This is a genomic window from Kouleothrix sp., from assembly GCF_046328425.1.
In the GTDB taxonomy this organism is placed as follows: domain Bacteria; phylum Chloroflexota; class Chloroflexia; order Chloroflexales; family Roseiflexaceae; genus Kouleothrix.
The window spans coordinates 171,630-190,472 of the sequence record NZ_JAXLWP010000014.1; the positions used below are offsets into that span (position 1 = coordinate 171,630).

An 18,843-nucleotide genomic window follows, 5' to 3' on the forward strand; every position below is an offset into this window, starting at 1 on the left:
GCACCAATACATTCGGGCTTACGCGGTTGCCTTGTCCGGCTCCCTCAATCGGGCGCTTTTGCCTGCGGCAGCATGGTACTCAGCCATCGTTGTGTGCGTCCGCCCGCGCGGAAAAACGCACACCTCTACAGAATCAGGAACCGCCGAAATAGCCACAAAGGCACAATATGCGGCAGCAGCGCGCCTTCGAGACTTTGTGTCTTTGTGGCAAACGCCTATGCTCAGCGTATTTGAAAGATATTGCCTTTAGCACCTGCTGAAAAGGGCGAGTGCAAGCGGCACAGCCGCTCGCGCACTCTATTTGTCGCGCTTGCCACGGCGGCGGCGCTGGCGCTGCGCGCGCGAGTCGTTTGGGCGCTGCGGCTCGGGCCGCGCGGCCGGCTCGGCGGGTGGCCCGCCCTCGGCGCGCGGCGTCTCGGGGCCACGCGACGGCTCGGGGCCACGCGGCGGCAGGCGCCGATCGGGCGGGCCGGGCATACGCCGGGGCATAGCCGGGCGCGGCGGCATCTCGGGCGCCTCGGTGCGCGGCTCGGGCGGCGGGGCGCTCGGGCGCGGCGCGGGCTGGCGCTCGGGCGGCGGGGCGCTCGGGCGCGGCGCGGGCTGGCGCTCGGCTGAGCGCGCGGCCTGGCGATCTTCGCCGCCTTCCTCGAGCATCGCCAGCGCGTCGAGAATATCGGGATCCATAACTTCGTCGCGCAGCAGGCGGCGCTCGCCGCTATGCTTGGGCTCGCGGCGCGGCGGCGGGGCGCTCGGGCGCGGGGTGATGCCTTCCTCGGCGCGGCTGCGCGCCACCTGGGCCACGCGCTGGCCGGCGTCCGAGAGCTGGTCGGGCCGGAATTCCTCGTGGACTCCACTGCCGGCCAGCTCGACAATCACCGTCTCGCGCACGACATTCACCGTCACCACCTCGCCAGGGCCGTCGGGCGTCTGCACCCAGCTGCCCTTGCGCGGCAGCTCGGCCTTGATCAGCAGGTACTGGTCGTGCTCGTACGAGAGGCAGCAGAGCAGCCGGCCGCATACGCCGCTGATCTTGGTAGGGTTGAGCGGCAGATCCTGGTCTTTGGCCATCTTGATCGACACGCGCGCGTAGTCGGGCAGGAAGGTGGCGCAGCACAGCAGCCGGCCGCATGGGCCAATGCCGCCCAGCAGTTTGGCCTCGTCGCGCGGGCCGATCTGCCGCAGCTCGATGCGCGTCTTGAAGGTGCGCGCCAGGTCGCGCACGAGCAGGCGGAAGTCGACGCGCTTTTCCGATGTGAAGTAAAACGTCAGCCGCGAGCCGTCGAAGCTGTACTCGGCTTTCACCAGGCGCATGGGCAGGTTATGCTCTTGCACCTTTTCGGCGCAGCGCGCCAGCACTTCGGTGTGGCGCTCGCCCAGCAGGCGCATGCGCTCGAAGTCGGCGTCCTCGGCGCGGCGCACCACCGGCTTTAATTCGCCGACAATATCGCTCTCGCCGACGGCGTGTGGCTCTTTGGTGATCTTGGCCAGCTCCAGGCCGCGCACCGTCTCGACGATCACATGGTCGCCGGGGGCCAGCTGCTCGATCTCGCGCGGGTCGAAGAAATATGTCTTACCTGAGTCTTTAAAGCGAATTCCGACGACAATAGGCATACAGCCGCTCCGTAGGGTCGATCTATCGGCACACGCCGCGAGGGCGTAGGCGGCATTATAGCATTAATAGGCGGCGTTTGTATTTGCCACTGTGCCCGGCGTTCATCGGCCGTGACGGAGCGGGGGCATTCTTCCAGGGGTTGGTAAGCGCTGTGGATGTGCTGATGTTCGAGCCACGGGAATTCTTCGCGCAGGACGATACCGTGGTGGTGCTCGGCCACTACCGCTTCCGCGTCAAGACAACCGGCATTGCCTACGATACCGATTGGGCGATGGTGTGGAAGCTCCGCGATGGCAAGGTGGTGCGGTTCGACTTCCACGACGACTCGGCGACCGAAGCCGCGGCGCTGCGCGGGACGCCGGCAGGCGAACAGCAGGAGCAGCACAAAGCAACGGCGCGCCGCTGGTTCACCGAGATCATCGCCGAGGGGCGCCTGGCGGTTGCCGACGAGATCTTCGCGGCCAATCACATGATCCACGACCCGCACGCGCCGCCTAGCGGCTGGCCTGATGGGCCGGAGGGGCTGAAAATGGTCGCGCAGGTTTTCGGCGGCGGCTTTCGGGATTGGCATATCGTCGTCGAGGCACAGATCGCCGAAGGCGATACGGTGGCAAGCCGCTGGGTGGCCAGCGCCACGAACACCGGGCCGGTGATGGGCATGCCGCCGACAGGCAAGCTGGTGCATGTGACCGGCGTCAACGTGGCGCGTTTCGTGGAGGACAAGATCGCCGAGTCGTGGTTTAACTTTGATATGCTGACTCTGCTGCAGCAGCTTGGCGCTATCCCGACTCCAGAGCAAGTCGGCGCCTAGGTGCCGTACTCCTGAAGCGAGCGAAAAGCCCCGCACCTGCAGCATCAAAGGTCGGTACAACGAACGGACGCGATCGGTTGCGTCCGTTCGTTGCATATCGCTGATTGCATGGTTGCACGGACGCGATCGATCGCGCACCCGCGCAAGTCGATCGCGCGCCCAGGCAAGTCGATCGCGCGCCCAGGCAAGTCGATCGCGCACCCAGGCAAGTCGATCGCGCACCCGCGCAAGTCGATCGCGCACCCGCGCAAGTCGATCGCGCACCCGCGCAAGTCGATCGCGTACCAGCGCAAGTCGATCGCGCGCCTGTGCCGAAAGGTTCTTACATTCGCGCAAGTCGATCGCGCGCCTGTGCCGAAAGGTTCTCACATTCGCGCAAGTCGATCGCGCACCCAGGCAGGTCGATCGCGCACCCGCGCAAGTCGATCGCACACCTGTGCCGAAAGGTTCTCACATTCGCGCAAGTCAATCGCGCACCCGCGCAAGTCGATCGCGCACCCGCGCAAGTCGATCGCGCACCCGCGCAAGTCGATCGCGCACCCGCGCAAGTCGATCGCGCACCTGTGCCGAAAGGTTCTCACATTCGCGCTGAAGCGTAGCAGGCTCGCGCCGAAACGTAGCGCGCTCGCGCCGAAGCACAGCGCGCTCGCACCGAAACGTAGCGCGCTCGCGCCAAAAGATTCTCGCGCCTGCGCGAGAGGAACGCACGCACGTGCGGCACGCACTGGTGGGCCTGGCCATTGTCGCGCGCGCTCAGCGCGACGCTGCGCGGATGTGGGGGTATGCGGACGAAGCACCGGCAAACCTGCGTGCCCTGCGCATCCGCTGGGACGTGGTGGTACATTCCGTAGCCTGGCTGCGGTGGGGCGCAGCTTTGCGCTGCATCCCAGATGCATCCCCCATGTTCTTGTTACGACCCTCACCCGACCGAACGCCGGGTGCGACGGCGGCACATTTCGTCGCAGGTTCACCCCCACGCCCGTGGGGACAATATGGCGAGCACCTTGCCCGCCCCCTCAGAAAACGGTTCACCCCCACGCCCGTGGGGACAATGCACAAACAGCCGGAACGCCTCGCGCAGCATCGCGGTTCACCCCCACGCCCGTGGGGACAATCCTGCGCTCGCGGTGGCGGCCAGCGTCGCCGCCGGTTCACCCCCACGCCCGTGGGGACAATTACTTGATCAGGTCGATCAGATCGGGGTGCCACGGTTCACCCCCACGCCCGTGGGGACAATTGCCCGATCCGATTTGCTGCCAGGCCCAGGCGCGGTTCACCCCCACGCCCGTGGGGACAATCGTGGATCGTCGCCTATGTGCACGGCGATCGCCGGTTCACCCCCACGCCCGTGGGGACAATCGCGGGTTGAGGCGGGCGGCATGCGGGGGCTTCGGTTCACCCCCACGCCCGTGGGGACAATGGCAAAATGGATTTGTCGGCGGCGTTCACTTTCGGTTCACCCCCACGCCCGTGGGGACAATCTCGCGGTGTATCCGATGCTGTGCCCGATCTCGGTTCACCCCCACGCCCGTGGGGACAATGCCTCCCATAATGCCTTTTGCCCCGTCGGAGCCGGTTCACCCCCACGCCCGTGGGGACAATCATCGGGGGAGCGACTAGCTCAGGTTGGGAGCGGTTCACCCCCACGCCCGTGGGGACAATGAGTTGCACCCGAGTATCCACACACACGGTTGCGGTTCACCCCCACGCCCGTGGGGACAATGGCGCGCTCGCGGTCGTTGAGGCGCGCCGCCCGGTTCACCCCCACGCCCGTGGGGACAATTTATAGGCGTGCTGCAAATGCATCGCATGGTGCGGTTCACCCCCACGCCCGTGGGGACAATCCGCGCTCGGGGCAGGCATATGCGTTCTCCTACGGTTCACCCCCACGCCCGTGGGGACAATTCCCCGCCGTTGATGCGCGGCAGCAGGCCATACGGTTCACCCCCACGCCCGTGGGGACAATGCTTTGGCCGCATCGCGCTCGGCTTTGGCCGCCGGTTCACCCCCACGCCCGTGGGGACAATGGGAAAGATCGGCGTGTTCTCGTTTAGCGATACGGTTCACCCCCACGCCCGTGGGGACAATGCTATGCGCCTGTTTGATAGCATTCGCGGCTTCGGTTCACCCCCACGCTGTGGGGGACAATGTGCGATGCGCTCTTTCATGATTATAGAACCCTGGTTCACCCCCACGCCCGTGGGGACAATGCCCTTGAGCGCGGTATCGATCGGCGCGGTGACGGTTCACCCCCACGCCCGTGGGGACAATCCGATAGGGACGCCACATATCCATCGTGACCACGGTTCACCCCCACGCCCGTGGGGACAATTCAACATCCAGCCAGTCCTCGACCCGAGTGCCCGGTTCACCCCCACGCCCGTGGGGACAATAGCGCGTCGGCCAGTGCTGCCGCGTCAGTTTGCGGTTCACCCCCACGCCCGTGGGGACAATGGCCACGCTCGGGCGGTGGGTGTCGTGATTCCTGGTTCACCCCCACGCCCGTGGGGACAATTATAACTCTCACCGGCACGCATAATCATGTTACGGTTCACCCCCACGTCCTGTGGGGACAATACCTAGCCAGAACTAGCAATTTTAGATCGTTACGGTTCACCCTCACGCCCGTGGGGACAATTAATAAAGAAAACCCCGTTATACTGTGCTTGCGGTTCACCCCCACGCCCGTGGGGACAATGCCGCGCGGGGTGGCGGCGGGCCACGCCAATCGGTTCACCCCCACGCCCGTGGGGACAATTTCACCAGCCGGTTGGGCGCGTTTCTCGACACCGGTTCACCCCCACGCCCGTGGGGACAATGCCGACAAGCCGCGCGATTTCGCCTAGCGGCCCGGTTCACCCCCACGCCCGTGGGGACAATACGCTCGCGGCCGACCCGCTCGGGTACGAATGCGGTTCACCCCCACGCCCGTGGGGACAATCCTGTAACCCGTTCGTGGCGCCGCTGGCAGCGCGGCTCACCCCCACGCCCGTGGGGACAATACAGGCACGACCACGCGCCAGCTCACCCGCCCGGCTCACTCCCCACGCCCGTGGGGACAATGTGAGCAGCTGCGTGTCGGCGGGCGCCGCGCCCGGTTCACCCCCACGCCCGTGGGGACAATATAAACGACGAAAGAGCGAAGAAGTTGCAAGCCGGTTCACCCCCACGCCCGTGGGGACAATGCCCGACGCCCAGATTATGGTGTTCGTGAGATTTCGGTTCACCCCCACGCCCGTGGGGACAATGCTGGGTACACCGTACAGCCGCACGGGGCGCGCGGTTCACCCCCACGCCCGTGGGGACAATTCGAACATCCGCCAGCGGCTGGCCTTATCTTCCGGTTCACCTCACGCCCGTGGGGACAATAGCTGATCGTGATCGCGCCGATCGGGCTGGTCGGTTCACCCCCACGCCCGTGGGGACAATCCCGTTGCACTAGCGATGTATGTTTGCATTGTCGGTTCACCCCCACGCCCGTGGGGACAATGACCCTGCGCCGCCAGGATGCCGACCTGGCCTGCGGTTCACTCCCCACGCCCGTGGGGACAATTGGGCGGAATATTCGAAAGCACAGGCGGCGCTGCGGTTCGACCCCACGCCTGTGGGGACAATTGAAGATTGCGCGCGCCTGGGCCTGGCGCTGGGGGTTCACCCCCACGCCCGTGGGGACAATCGCTCGTCGACCTCGCCCGAGGCGCGCGTGACCGGTTCACCCCCACGCCCGTGGGGACAATGCCAATAGCAAAACGCATCGGGCTTAACACCACGGTTCACCCCCACGCCCGTGGGGACAATGACCAGGTGCCGAGCTGGCCAGCGCTGCGCTCGGTTCACCCCTCACGCCCGTGGGGACAATTTTAAGCAATTGCTTTATGAATATACTCATTTCGGTTCACTCCCACGCCCGTGGGGACAATGTTTGCCTGTGAATAACGAAAACCATCACTGCGGTTCACTCCCTCCACGCCCGTGGGGACAATACATAAGTTTGAAGCCTACGACAAGCGAAACACGGTTCACCCCACGCCCGTGGGGACAATCACTCATACCCTGCGCACAAAGTACGCAACGGTTCACCCCCACGCCCGTGGGGACAATTACTAATATCTCAGTCTCTTCTTGCAATAATTCGGTTCACTCCCACGCCCGTGGGGACAATATAGCAGCAAATCAGCCCAGGAGAATATAGAGCGGTTCACCCCCACGCCCGTGGGGACAATCTTCGGCGCCGAACCAGCCGGCGCTGCTACCTCGGTTCACCCCCACGCCCGTGGGGACAATCCGTTGGGGAACACCACCACGCCCGACTGCTGCGGTTCACCCCCACGCCCGTGGGGACAATAGGGCCGGCGTGCCGAGGATGAGCGTGTCGATCGGTTCACCCCCACGCCCGTGGGGACAATCGGCTCCCAGTGGCCATGCAGGTGCGCCAGCTCGGTTCACCCCCACGCCCGTGGGGACAATTTGCCCAGGCGCTCGACGGAAACCCCGTTCCACGGTTCACCCCCACGCCCGTGGGGACAATATCAGCTTCCGCCCCTCTTCCGTCTCCCAACACGGTTCACCCCCACGCCCGTGGGGACAATACTGACCAGTTCCGCATCACAGTGGGATCTGGATCAGCTGCAAGCCGTCGAAGTCTCGCAAGCTCCGGCTTGTTTTTCCACAGAAGCGCATCTCGAATCCCTGCTCGCTATTGCTCTGGTAGATCAGCGCGCCGGCACCTGCGCGCATATGATCGCATACATGCTCCCACAGCAGGTCGCGCACGAGCGCACTGAGCGTCCCAACAAACACTCCCGCCTGCACCTCAAGCATCCAGCGCGAGAGTTCGCCGCGCAAGCTAACCGGCACACGCTCGAGGAAGATCACGGTCATGGTTCGTCACTCCCATCGCCGTAGTTCGCCCCACCGGCCACGCCCCCAAGCTCGGGATCCCACAGCGCGCCTGGTGCGGCAGCATCTTCGTCAAAGGCACTATCCTCGGGCGCCTCGCCAATATCCAGCACGGCATCGATATCATCGACCACGCGCGCCAGCAGGCGCTCGTGCTTAAAGCGGTCGCGCAGCGCACGCCGCACACGCCCCTCCATTCCCTCCTCGCCATCTTTAACCGCCTGGAACGCAGCCGGGATGGTGATCTCGGCCTTGTACAGATCGGCGATATCGTAGACAAACGATAGCTGCTTGCCTGTATGCACAAAGCCCAGGCCCGGCGAGTAGCCGGCCGATAGAATAGCGGCGTGGCAGACGCCATACAGGCAGCTGTTCGCCGCCGAGAGCGCGCGGTTGATTGGGTCGGCCGATTTCCAGTCGTCGCGCTGGTACTCGCGCCCGCCCCACGCCACCCCTGTCTCGCGGCTTGCGCGTGCGTAAGCTTCGCGCACTCGGACGCCCTCTTTGCCACAAATCTGCTGTAGTGTCAGCGCCTGGTCGAGCGGGCCGGGAAAGCGCTGCTCGTACATGCGCCGCACCACCTTGAGCCGCAGCGCAGGGCTGGTGCACAAGCGCGCCTGGCGCAACAGCCGGCGCGCAGAGCGGGTTTCGCCCAAGCCTTGTGCATAGAGCCGCACGCCGCCCTCGCCAGTCCACAGGATGGTGCAGCCGTTCTCGGCCAGTGTTTTGACTGCGGCGTGCGTGATCGTGGTGCCCGGCCCAAGCATCAGCATGGTGAGCGAGGCGCACGGCACTGCGGTTTTGCCTTTCAGATCCTGCAGCGCAATCGCTTTCTCATCCTGGTCGATCCGGCAGCGCTCGGCATACAGGTATGTCCAGCTATCGCGTGTTTTTGGCAGCATGCGCAGGTTCTTGCCGCTCACGATGCACCTCCCGAAAGCAGCGCTACCGAGAGCAAGCCAAAGCCATAGGCTTTGGCACTGCCAACCCCGGCGCGTAGCGCTTGGTGGAAATGTGCCGTGTCGACAACGGTAAGCTGGCCTTCAAACAGAGCAACGCCAAAGCTGAGCCGCTGGTTATCGCGCTGCCCGTGCTGCTTTGGCGTCTCGGTGATGCGAAGATCGGGCAGATCGGCGCCGGCCAGCTGCACCCCCAGCAACACAAAGCCGCACTCGTGCGCCTTGCGCTCTAGCCACGCGAGCTGATCGGCCTCGCGCCGCAGCTCGATCCGCTTGCCATGCCAGCGCGCATCTTGCTCGGTATTGCGCTCGCTGACCCGCTTGGTTGGGTTCGCCCGCAGCCTGAAACGCAAGCGCATGCCCTGGCGTATTCGCCCGATCTCGTCCTCAATTGAGCGCACAGCCGGGTTGCCGCGCTCGTCGATTGAAGGCGTGAGATAGCCCGCCGGCAGGTTCGACCAATCGGGTAGGTGATTTGACTGAACAAGCAGCCGCATGTGCTCTGGGCCATCCAGCGGCTCAAGCCGGTAGAGCACGCCGAAGTGCTCGCGCGCTGTTGTGCGATCTGGCGCGCCGGGCAGCGCAGCCATGATCCGCGCGTGTAGCCGATTGCAGTCGGCTAGGTCACGCTGGACGGCGCGCTGCCGTGTATTAAGGATTAGGCGAGATAGGTAGAGCATCCTTATCCCTCCAGAGTGTTTATTGTATTGCTCGCGTAATCGGGCGGTGTCCAGTACTCTTCACGCGCCGCGCGCGGCCAGAATAGCCGCCGCGCTGGCACGCCGATGGCGTCGTTGCGTGGCACGCCCTCGCCGATCGACGCTTCCAGCATCAGCCGGACGCTGCGCCGATCGGCCCGCTCGGGCAGCGGCTGAGCCAGCAGCGCATCGCGCACTGTATCGTACTGTGCGACCCCCACCAGCACCGGGCAGGTCGGCACGCAGGCCTTGCGGCCTAGAAACATCGGCCAGATCGGGTTGTGCAGCGCGGCCGCCAGCTCGGCCACCAGTGTATCCGGCCCGCGCAGCGCGACCAGAAACGAGGCATCCATCAGGTAGGTGCGCTTGGACACATCGGTCTCACGCTTCGGCTTGCCCTCAGCGTTCAGCATGCCCTCGGGCTCTCCATCGAGCATCTTCGCGCCGCCGGTAGTGTGGTAGTCGATCAGCAAGTCGCCTGGCCGGTCAACTCGCACACCCATCTCAAGCGCATCGGAGATCGAGCGCAGCCGGTCGCTATCGCGGCGCAGGCCCAGCGCGCAGCCCAGCAGGCCCACCACGCCCGATTTCGTCGGCTCAAAGGCGCTGTCGCGCTCCTCCCAGCGGGCGCGCAGCCCCCAGGCTTGCAGTGGGCCTTCGAGCCGCAGCAGCAGCGTGTTCATAGTGCCGGATCCTGCGGCAGACGCGCGGCGACCCATTCGGCCAGCGCGCTGACCGAGCCGCACACGTCAGCTTTGGGCAGGTCGGCCGGTGCTGGAAACACCGCGCGCTCGACATCGAGATCAAAGCGCTCGGGTAGCGGGCCGGCGTACGCGGTCAGCGCGGCGATCGAGCGATCCATCAGCGACTCATCCTCGCCGGCGCGCACCGGGCGCAGGAACGCATTGGCGTAGCTGACCGGAATGTTCTGCTGGATCACCTCGATCAGCGCGAAGTCGGGCAGGTTGTGGGCCGCGAAAGTATTCTGCTTGCCGCTGGGGATGGCCGTCATCGCCGCGCGCAGCAGCGCGGCGACCGCCTGCTTGGCCACATCGCGCTCGCCGTGCAGGTTGGCCAGCAACCCTTGCCAGTGGATGTTGATGTATTTGTAGTAGGTCGCGCTGTTGAACGCCACATCGCCGATAAAGCCGGCGCCAACCTCGCCCGACCGATCGTCCACCGCCGTGTAGTAGTCGAACTCCTGATCAACGCGGTGGGTCGAGAAGGCGTGGGAAACCTGCACCGCCGCGTCGATATCCTTGAACGGGCTGGAGGTGGTCATGCGCCCGAACATTGCAACGTCGACGGCGTGCGGATTCAGCTTCTTGAGGCGCTTGTTTAGCAGCTCTTTCTCGGTCTCCAGCGCCATGAACGCGGCCGGCCCAAGCTCGCGGCAAACCTCAAGCATTTGATCGGTCAGCTCGGATACTTCTCGCGCGCTCAGGAACATCAGCTGCTTGGTCTTCAGTCGCTCGGCCTCGCCTTCAGCGCCTTTCTCGCCCTTGCCGCGCCCGCCCTTGCCGCGGGTCTTGGTGTCGTCGGTGGCGTCATCGGCAGCCGCCTGGCTCTTATCGGCCTTGCCAAAGCGCGCGGCGTGGTACAGGATCGCGTCGCGCACATCAGCGTCGACTTGGCGATGCTCAAGCTCGCTGCGCACCCACTCGGGGAGCAGCTGAGTGCGCTCGCCAAGCAGCTGCGCCTGTGCAAAATGATCGTGAAAGGTGCCGGAGCGGCGAATGCTGCGCTTAAGCGCCTGGCTGGAGATGCGCGCGCGGCGCACGCCGCCGAAAATAGCGTCCTTCGGGTCGCCATTGTCGTCGCGGTTAAGGTTCGATGGGGCGTGGTTCTGAAGCAGGTGAATCGCAATCAGGGTCATGGTGTTTGCTCCTTGGTTACTGTCGATTGTGCATCGGGCTTGCCAATGTAATACTCGCGCATCCAGCGGCGCTGGACATAGTGATCAGCGTGTTCCCAGGCGGCCAGGTCGCGCAGCAGGCGTTCCCAGTCGAGCACCTGACCCTGGGCGTGTAGCAGGCGTACAATCTGGCGTAGGCGAAACGGCAGCTGCTCGGCGTCGGCATCGCACAGCGCGGCGAAGCGCCGATCCAGGCTGATGCGCGCATCAGGGCGCTGGCCAGTCGCCGCTAGCTGGGCCTGGCGCACCCGGCCGAGCGCGCTGCCGAGGGATACGCCGTCGCGCTGGCGGGCGTGCTCGCCGCCGCGCGTAGTCAGCGCGTAGAGCGTGGCGACCAGAAAGTAGCGCTCCTGCTCGCGCGGGCGCTCAATCGCAGTTGGCAGCAGCGTAAAAAAGACGCTGTAGCCGCCGCGCGCCTCTGCCAGCGATTGGCCGGCCGCGCGCCGCAGTTGGGCCAGCCCGCCGGGGTCGAGGCGCCCCAGCCGCGCCAGAAATCCGGCGATAGCTGCGGCGTCGGGGCGTTGTTCAGTCATTCGTCCACTCCTTTCGTCGTTTGTTCAGCTCGCTTCGTAGCCAATGCTCGGCCAGCACGCGCCGGCGCAGCAGATCAGACTGATCGCCAACTTGATCGAGCGCCTTCAGAGCGGCCTGCTCAGCTGTTGTGAGTGTCAGCTCAGCCCAGCCGCGCGCGAGCGCCGGGTAATCGCTCGCCGGCGAGACCTTGCCGACAAGCTCGTGAAACGGCTGCGCCAGCCGGGCCCAGTAGTCGGCCTGCATGCGGTCGCGCAGCGTGTTGAACCAGGTTCGCTCACCGCCATTTGGGCGCAGGTGTTTGGTAAATAGCCCCCCGAGCGTCTTGCCGCATTCCTCGGAGCGCGCCAGCATCTCGCGGATCAACTCAGCGCCAGCCTGATCGCGCAGCAGAGCGGGCGGAACCTCCAGCGCATCGTCGAACCACTCAAAGTTCTTCGCCTTCCCATCCGTTCGCAGGCCAATACAGCGAAAGCGGAGCAGTTGATCAGCGGGCAGCAGACTGTCATCGACCATTCCGCTCAGCTGGGATAGGATTGGCGGCCGTAGGCTGTGATCGGAAAGAAATAGCGCGCCGTACTCGCGCCAGAGCGAGCGACCTTCTCTTGGCTTAATCGACGTGATCTCCTTGCTGCTGGCCGCGATATAGTAGGCTGCGAACGGATCTCTCCACAGCTCGGATCCTTTGCGCCTGCTCAGGCCCATCTCATACAGAATATCGCTCACCCACGTGTCAGTAGGCGTACCGCAGCGCGTACAGCGCGCAGAGCGCTCAACCGCCTGGAGGCGCATCCGACGCGCTGGGAACGTCAAACTTTCGAGATACCCCACCGCATCCGTCTCAGCATTTTTCGAAACGGTTGTTGCGCCACTCCAAGCCGCTACGGTGGCGCGATCACCAGCGGCGATCTTCGGCTGAAAGCCAGGGGTTGTGAGCGCGAGTGCCAGCGTCTGTGCGAGCGTGCTGCCGATCGGCAGCAGATAGATCGGCGGGACGCCGTTGATCGAAGGCTTAATGCCCGCGCCGCCCGATGAGGCAAACGCGGGGATAGTAACCAGCGCTCGCGCACAGCAGGCTGGGCACAGCTGGTGCTCGGCGTCGTTCACATGCTGGAAGTGCGTGCGATTCGTGCCCGATGGCACTTCGGCCATCAGGTAGGCGACGGTTTTCTTCGTCGATTTGTCGAGCACCGCCGGCGCGTCGCTGGTCTGCATGAACGGCGCGACTGGATCGAACAGCCCAAAGCGGGCGCCGTGCTGCGCGCCAAATACGTCGAGCTTCGCGCGGTCGAGCTGGCCGGCCTCAAGCACATCGGCGATCTCAGCCAGATCCCACGGGTCGTAGATCGCCTGCAGCACCGCCGTCAGCAGCCGATGGATGCCCGCCACCGTCAACGGCGAGGGGTCGTACAGCGCGCGCAGCCGATGGGCGCGCGCCAGCAAGTCGTAGATCCCAAGCTCAGCGCGCTTTCCATCAATGTCGAGCGCTCTGATCCAGGGGTCGCGCCAAAGATTGAAGTCGGTCACGATACCTGCTCCTTTTCGATCACAAGCCCAAGCTCAGGGTCGAGGTACAGCGCTACGCCGCTGAGGGCGGTGCGCCCATCTGGGCCAAAGATAAGTGGCGGGATGTGCTTGAGCAGCGGTGGCAGCTCGGGCAGCGGCCACTTGTCATTTTTGCGGAAGTAGGCCACCAGGCGCGGGTCGCTAATCGGCAGCGAGCGCTGCAGCAGCCGATTCTGCGCAGCGATATCGTCCTTCGCCACTGTGCCGAGTGGCTCACTCCCCGCGCGGTCGAGCGTCAGCCCGCCGGCGTGGTGGTAGAGCGGGATGACCGTCACGCGCTCGCCCAAGCGGGTTTTGGCGATCTGCCAGCCGCTTAGCGCGCCGTCGTCGTCCTCGATAAATTGGATGCCATCCACACGAACGATCGCGTCGCGGCTGAGCGGGTCGGGGGTCAAGCGCTGGCGAGCCTGATCTTGCTGCTTGGCCTGTGCGGTTGCCAGCGCAGCGCGTGCGCTGGCCAGTGCGGCCGCGTGAGGTTGGTCGGCGGGCAGGTCAGGCGCCGCATACACCGCTTCAATCAAGGGGCGGTAATCGCGCGGCAGATCGATCGTGGCACCCACTCCGCCTTGGCGCGCCTGGAGCACCAGCCAAGTCTGCCAAAGCACGAACGGCACGTAGATATTCTTCCAGCGCTCCACATTCGGCAGGCCATCGGCGCCCGCGAGGCACTGCACATAAAGGATTGGGGCATTGTGCGCAGCAGCGCGCAGGCGATTATGGCGGTGGAGCCGCCCGGCGCGTTGGAGCAGGAGGTCAATCGGGCAAAGATCCGCCACCATCACGTCGACATCGTAGTCCAGGCTCTGCTCCAGCACCTGCGTACCGATTATGATCAGCCGATCGCCAGGCGCGCGCTTGGTCGCTTTGCCAACCGCCAGGTCAACCGCACGCTCACGCGCCTGGCGATCGTCGAGCGGATAGCGGGCGTGAAGCAGGGTTAGGTTTGGAATATTCCGCCGCCGCAGCTCGGCGTAGAGCGCCTGCGCGTCGTCGACCCGGTTGCAGATCCGCGCCACCGCCCCGCCATGTTCGGTCAGATCGATCAGTCGCTGCGCCTGCGCGGCGATATCCTGATCGGCGACAAACCTGATCGTGAGTGATTGCGAGCGAAATGCTTCCGGCGCGCTCTGAAGCTCCCGGCTCGCGCCATAGATCGCCAGCGCCGGGTAGGCTGACACTGGCGCAACCGTCACGCGATCGAGCCGCACGGCGCGCAGCCCAGCCAGATAGCGCCGCGCGAGCGCCTGGTGGCGATCAATCGGCAGCGTCGCCGAGAGCAGAATTACCGACGCGCCCATGCTCGCGAGCCAGCCAAGCGTGTGCTCCAGGATCGTGTTCATATAGGTGTCGTAGGCGTGCACCTCGTCGACAATCACGACCTTGCCTGCCAAGCCAAACAGCCGCAGCATCGCGTGGCGCACATTCAGCCCGGCCAGCTCGATTTGATCGACTGTGCCGGCACCAAATGGCGCCAGCAGTGCGCGTTTACTCGACCCAAACCACTGCAGCACCTGCTCGTCGCTAGCGGCCCACGCCGCGCTCGTGCGCTGCGAGGGATCGCTGTCGCCAGCTCCACGCTGCCGTGTCAGGCGCCGCAGCTCGCGCTCGACCAGCGCCGCCTGGCCATGCGCGAGCTTGACCGCACCCTCTGCGCCGTATAGGCGGTCGAAGAAATCGGTCAGGCGCTGAAACATCTGGTTGCTAGTCGCCATTGTCGGCAGGCCGAAGTACAGCTCGTCCGACGCACCCTGTTCAGCCAGGCGACGGGCCAGCGCCAATGCAGCCTCAGTTTTGCCCTCCCCAGTCGGCGCCTCGATGACAAACAGCCCTGGTATCGGCAAATCGGCGGCGTCGAGTGTGTCGATCTGGAGCTGAAGATCGCGTATGTCGGCGCGACCGGGGAAGGTCGCTTGAAAGCCGGCATAAACTGCAGGCTTGCGCTCAGTGATCAGGCCGATCTCGGCCAGCGCGTCGAGCGCCCGGCCGGCGCTGATCTCTAGATAGCGATCGAGCGACGAGGAGCAGTCTGGGCGGAAGTAGTAGGCATTTGACGCGACCCAATCGGCGATTACGGTCAGGCCCGTCAGCGCTGCGGTCGCCGGTCGCACCCGGCGCGGCTGCCCGATCGCAGCAAGTGCGCCAGTGGCTGGCCCGAGCGCCGCGCGCAACAGCTGATAACCTTCAGAACGCAGGATGTTCCAGCTCGCTGGCTCGTGGCGCGCCAGGTAGCCTCCCACCGAACTTTCCAGATCGCCAGCGAACCAGCCATGGTGGCCGCCTGCTGCATCGCGGATCGCATATAGTGCATCACGATGTAAGCCTGGCTCGATCGCCGCTAACTGCGCATTCAGCCACCAGGCGCTGACCGCGCTATGCGCCGGTGGCGCGTCGCCATCGGTGCCAAGATCAAACCCATCGCGCAGCAGCCGCGCGTTCTGAAGCTTTGCGCCGGGTGTGCTCTGCTGGCGCTGGAATGGCGCGGAGATCTTGCCAATATCATGCAGCGCGATGATAAACGGTAGCCAGGCGTCAAGCTGATCCAGATCGGCGCCGGCCCATGCGTAGCGCATAGCAGTACGGACGCGGCGCGATCCGTTGGTAGTCAGCAGCGCGCGCGCCACCAGCGCTACGTCGATCATATGGAAGAGCGCGGGATGGTAGCGCTCGTCGTCGGTGGTCTTGCCCCAAAGCAGTAGCACTGGATCAGCCATCTGCCACCTCCATCCCATACGCCCGCGCCATCTCGCGCACCTCGGCGGCGATCTCCTCGCGGAAGGTGGCCGGGCTGAGAACGACGACCGCGCTGCCCCACTGGCGCACCCACGGCCTGAACTCCATCGTGCTGCCGACCAGCACCGTGAACAGGCACGAGCCATCCGCCAGGTCTTCGATGCGCTGGCTGGGGTGCCAGGTGCTCTCCTTGACCCGGCGCACCACGCCGGGCGCAAACCGCAGCGTCACCTCGATCGCGCCCTCGTCGCGCCAGATCACACCCCAGGCCGAGGCCAGCAGCTGCTGCGGGTCGAATGCCTCGGGCACCGCAAAGCGCTCGTCGGTGAGCCGCGCCTCGTACACCCGCTCGATCTTGAGCGTGCGCAGCGCCCCGCGCAGCTCGTCGTAGCCGATCGCATAGCAGGCGTAGCCGATCCCCGACGGCTCGATGAAGTAGGGCGCAAACACGCGCTCGGTCGTCTCGTCCTTGGTGTACGAGCGGTAGCGCAGCCGCACCTTGCGCCCCTCGGCCCAGCCCTGCGTCATTGCCTCCAGCGCTGCGACATACTCGCGGCGCACCTTGCGGGCGCGCACCGCGTCGGCCGCGCGCTTCATATGGCCGGCGATCAGCGGCGACTTTGCGCTCAGCGCGTCGGCTAGCTTCTCGAGCGCCCTGACCACGTGCGGGTTGTGCTCGTCGCTGTGGCGCGAGAGCAGGCGCGCAGCCAGGTACAGCGCCAGTGCCTCGTCGTTGCTCAGCTTTACCCGGTGAAACGAGCGGCGATGGTCGATCAGGTAGCGCCGGCCGTGTTTGATCAGACCAGTGCCAAGGTCTTCGAGGCGCAGCAGATCGCGGCGGATCGTGTCGGCGTCGACGCCAAACTGCTGGGCTAGCTCGCCGGTCGTTCGGCCGGTGGGCGCGCTGGCCAGCAGGCGCTCGATCGCGTCCAGCCTTCCGTAGATGTTTTCAGCCTGACTCATAGGCGCTTCCTCCATCTCGCGGCGATCGTAGCAGGCCAACGCCGCAGAACCTGCGGTTTTTTTCTGTGTTTGAATTCTGGGAAACTGCGCGGCGGCGAGCGTGGAGCGCGCGCATGCGTGGCTCAGAGGGATCCGCTTAGTAAACGTGCATGCGGGCATTTTTCGTCTATGCTCGCACGTCGTATTTGCGCGGCATTGGCCTGGGGCGGGTCGGATTGCCTGGGAAACAGAGCGCACTGGCTAGGAGGCTGTCTGAAAAGCCTATTTATACCAACTTCGTTTGATTACTTGTGTTTTCTTGTGTGGAGCCCGGCTTTGCCGGGCGCCGCACAAGAAAAAGAAATTTGGGGGCGGCGAAGCCGCCCCCAAACCCCACCAAAGCAACTGCGGGGGCGGCACTGCCACCCCCGCACTGTGCTACGAAGCCGCGCGGTTATCGCACCGAGCCGCGGCGCACCAGGTTCACAATACCCAGCAGCACCACCGCGCCGATAAACGACACAAGCAGCGCGCCCAGGCTGAAATCGCTGTTGTTGATGTTCGAGCCGCCGATACCGAGCAGGCTGAATAGGAATCCGCCGAGGAATGCGCCCACAATGCCGACGACAATATTCAGCAGGGCGCCCTGCTGCGCGTCGGTGCGCATCACGATGCTCGCCAACCAGCCGACCAGCGCGCCAAACAGCAGCCACAGAATGAAGTTGATCATGGTGTCCTCCACTACGGTAAAGGATGCTTACTCGCATCGATGCACCGTGGCATCTATGCAGTACTCAAGTAAAGCAAAAAGCGTGCCACGCTACGCCGGGCACGCTTTTTGCTCATACCAGAGCTAATCATGGTGTCCTCGGCCCCGGCGCGGCAGCCCCGCTGCCGCGCCGGGGCAAACCATGAGCATTACTACTGTGGCCACCGCCAGAAATGAGACGCTGTTCGCTTGATCACGTTAGGAGTTACGCACTTGCGTGATTCGGCTTCCTAAAGGCAGAGATTGAGCCTGCGGCAGCATGGTACTTGGTCATCTTCTGTGTGCGGTTTTTCCGCGCGCAGCGCGGAAAATGGACACGATACAGAGAAATAGTACCGCTCTGCCGAAGACTGAGCGCGCCAACTACGTAAGTCCTAATTAGATTTTAGAGGCAAACCATGCATTATCGACGGTTAGGGCGCGCCGGCCTGCGCGTATCGGCGCTGTGCCTCGGCACCATGCAGTTCGGCTGGACGGCCGACGAGCGCGCGGCGTTTGCGGTGCTCGACGCGTTTGCCGACGCCGGCGGCAATTTTGTCGATACGGCCGATGTCTACTCGAGCTGGGCGCCGAACAACCCCGGCGGCGTCGCCGAGCAGATCATCGGCCGCTGGATGCGCGAGCGCGGCAGCCGTGCCCAAGTGGTGCTGGCCACCAAGGCGCGCGGCCGCATGTGGGGCGGCCCCAACGGCGAAGGGCTCAGCCGCGCGCACCTGCTGCGCGCCTGCGACGACAGCCTGCGCCGCCTGCAGACCGACTATATCGACCTGTACCAGACGCACTGGTACGACGCCGAGACGCCGATCGACGAGACGCTTGACGCGCTGAACGACCTGGTGCGCGCCGGCAAGGTGCGCTACATCGGCTGCTCGAACATCCCGGCCTGGCGGCTGGCGCTGGCGCTGGGCGCGAGCGAGCGCCGGCAGCTCGCGCGCTACGACGCGCTGCAGCCGCACTACAACCTGGCCCACCGCGACGAGTTCGAGCGCGAGCTGCAGGATCTGTGCGCCGACCAGCGGCTCGGCGTGATCCCGTATAGCCCGCTGGCCGGCGGCTTCCTCACCGGCAAGTACCGGCGCGGCGCCGATGTTCCCGCGAGCGAGCGTGCCGGCGGCGTGCAGAAGCGCTACTTCAACGACCGCGGCTGGGCGATCGTCGATGCGCTGCTGGCGCTGGCCGGCGAGCTGCAGGCCGAGCCGGCGCAGGTGGCGCTGGCCTGGCTGCTGGCACGCCCGGTCGTCACCAGCCCGATCGTCGGCGCGAACAGCCCGCAGCAGCTGGCAGCCAGCCTGGGCGCGCTTGATCTGTCGCTTGCTCCCGAGCAGATCGCCCGGCTCGACGCCGCCAGCGACTGGCGGCAGCCCTAATACGCTGTTCGCTTGATCACGTATATAGATTGAGTTGCACGACG

At 65.1% G+C, this 18,843-nt stretch carries 13 protein-coding genes; 2 read left to right on the forward strand and 11 right to left on the reverse strand.

Going from position 1 to position 18,843, the window contains the following annotated elements; all coding sequences use genetic code 11:
- Nucleotides 1–297: 297 nt before the first annotated feature.
- A complete protein-coding gene (ricT, locus tag U0177_RS14800) occupies nt 298–1,611 on the reverse strand; it encodes a regulatory iron-sulfur-containing complex subunit RicT (protein ID WP_409571414.1) in 1,314 nt (437 codons plus the stop codon).
- A 77-nt stretch (nt 1,612–1,688) separates the two neighbouring features.
- Here ricT and U0177_RS14805 point away from each other — a divergent pair, with 77 nt between their 5' ends.
- Nucleotides 1,689–2,423 (forward strand): ester cyclase, encoded by a 735-nt coding sequence (locus U0177_RS14805; RefSeq protein ID WP_409571415.1) that lies wholly within the window; start codon nt 1,689–1,691, stop codon nt 2,421–2,423.
- Between the two features lie 4,605 nt (nt 2,424–7,028).
- On the opposite strand, the gene cas2e is transcribed toward U0177_RS14805, so the two are convergent.
- From cas2e to U0177_RS14855, 10 genes are all read right to left on the reverse strand, one after another.
- Nucleotides 7,029–7,304: a type I-E CRISPR-associated endoribonuclease Cas2e gene (cas2e, locus tag U0177_RS14810; RefSeq protein ID WP_409571416.1), complete on the reverse strand. Its 276-nt coding sequence runs from the start codon at nt 7,302–7,304 to the stop codon at nt 7,029–7,031.
- Nucleotides 7,301–8,224, reverse strand: coding sequence for a type I-E CRISPR-associated endonuclease Cas1e (gene cas1e, locus U0177_RS14815; RefSeq protein WP_409571417.1), 924 nt, complete (start codon nt 8,222–8,224; stop codon nt 7,301–7,303). The genes cas2e and cas1e overlap by 4 nt, the downstream gene beginning before the upstream one ends.
- Nucleotides 8,225–8,241: 17 nt before the next feature.
- Nucleotides 8,242–8,961: a type I-E CRISPR-associated protein Cas6/Cse3/CasE gene (gene cas6e, locus U0177_RS14820; protein ID WP_409571418.1), complete on the reverse strand. Its 720-nt coding sequence runs from the start codon at nt 8,959–8,961 to the stop codon at nt 8,242–8,244.
- Nucleotides 8,962–8,963: 2 nt separating this feature from the next.
- Nucleotides 8,964–9,662, reverse strand: a complete 699-nt coding sequence (gene cas5e, locus U0177_RS14825) for a type I-E CRISPR-associated protein Cas5/CasD (RefSeq protein WP_409571419.1) — start codon at nt 9,660–9,662, stop codon at nt 8,964–8,966.
- The gene (gene cas7e, locus U0177_RS14830) at nt 9,659–10,855 is read right to left on the reverse strand and encodes a type I-E CRISPR-associated protein Cas7/Cse4/CasC (protein WP_409571420.1); all 1,197 of its coding nucleotides are present in this window, start codon (nt 10,853–10,855) and stop codon (nt 9,659–9,661) included. The genes cas5e and cas7e overlap by 4 nt, the downstream gene beginning before the upstream one ends.
- Nucleotides 10,852–11,427, reverse strand: a complete 576-nt coding sequence (casB, locus tag U0177_RS14835; protein ID WP_409571421.1) for a type I-E CRISPR-associated protein Cse2/CasB — start codon at nt 11,425–11,427, stop codon at nt 10,852–10,854. Before casB ends, cas7e begins: the two co-directional genes overlap by 4 nt.
- Nucleotides 11,420–12,952, reverse strand: a complete 1,533-nt coding sequence (gene casA, locus U0177_RS14840; RefSeq protein WP_409571422.1) for a type I-E CRISPR-associated protein Cse1/CasA — start codon at nt 12,950–12,952, stop codon at nt 11,420–11,422. The genes casB and casA overlap by 8 nt, the downstream gene beginning before the upstream one ends.
- A complete protein-coding gene (gene cas3, locus U0177_RS14845) occupies nt 12,949–15,702 on the reverse strand; it encodes a CRISPR-associated helicase Cas3' (RefSeq protein ID WP_409571423.1) in 2,754 nt (917 codons plus the stop codon). Before cas3 ends, casA begins: the two co-directional genes overlap by 4 nt.
- The gene (locus U0177_RS14850; RefSeq protein ID WP_409571424.1) at nt 15,695–16,684 is read right to left on the reverse strand and encodes a helix-turn-helix transcriptional regulator; all 990 of its coding nucleotides are present in this window, start codon (nt 16,682–16,684) and stop codon (nt 15,695–15,697) included. Before U0177_RS14850 ends, cas3 begins: the two co-directional genes overlap by 8 nt.
- A gap of 433 nt (nt 16,685–17,117) precedes the next feature.
- The gene (locus U0177_RS14855) at nt 17,118–17,390 is read right to left on the reverse strand and encodes a GlsB/YeaQ/YmgE family stress response membrane protein (protein ID WP_409571429.1); all 273 of its coding nucleotides are present in this window, start codon (nt 17,388–17,390) and stop codon (nt 17,118–17,120) included.
- 440 nt (nt 17,391–17,830) lie between these two features.
- Here U0177_RS14855 and U0177_RS14860 point away from each other — a divergent pair, with 440 nt between their 5' ends.
- Nucleotides 17,831–18,799 carry an aldo/keto reductase gene (locus U0177_RS14860; RefSeq protein WP_409571425.1) on the forward strand — a complete coding sequence of 323 codons (969 nt, stop codon included), beginning with the start codon at nt 17,831–17,833 and terminating at the stop codon, nt 18,797–18,799.
- The last annotated feature ends 44 nt before the right edge of the window (nt 18,800–18,843 follow it).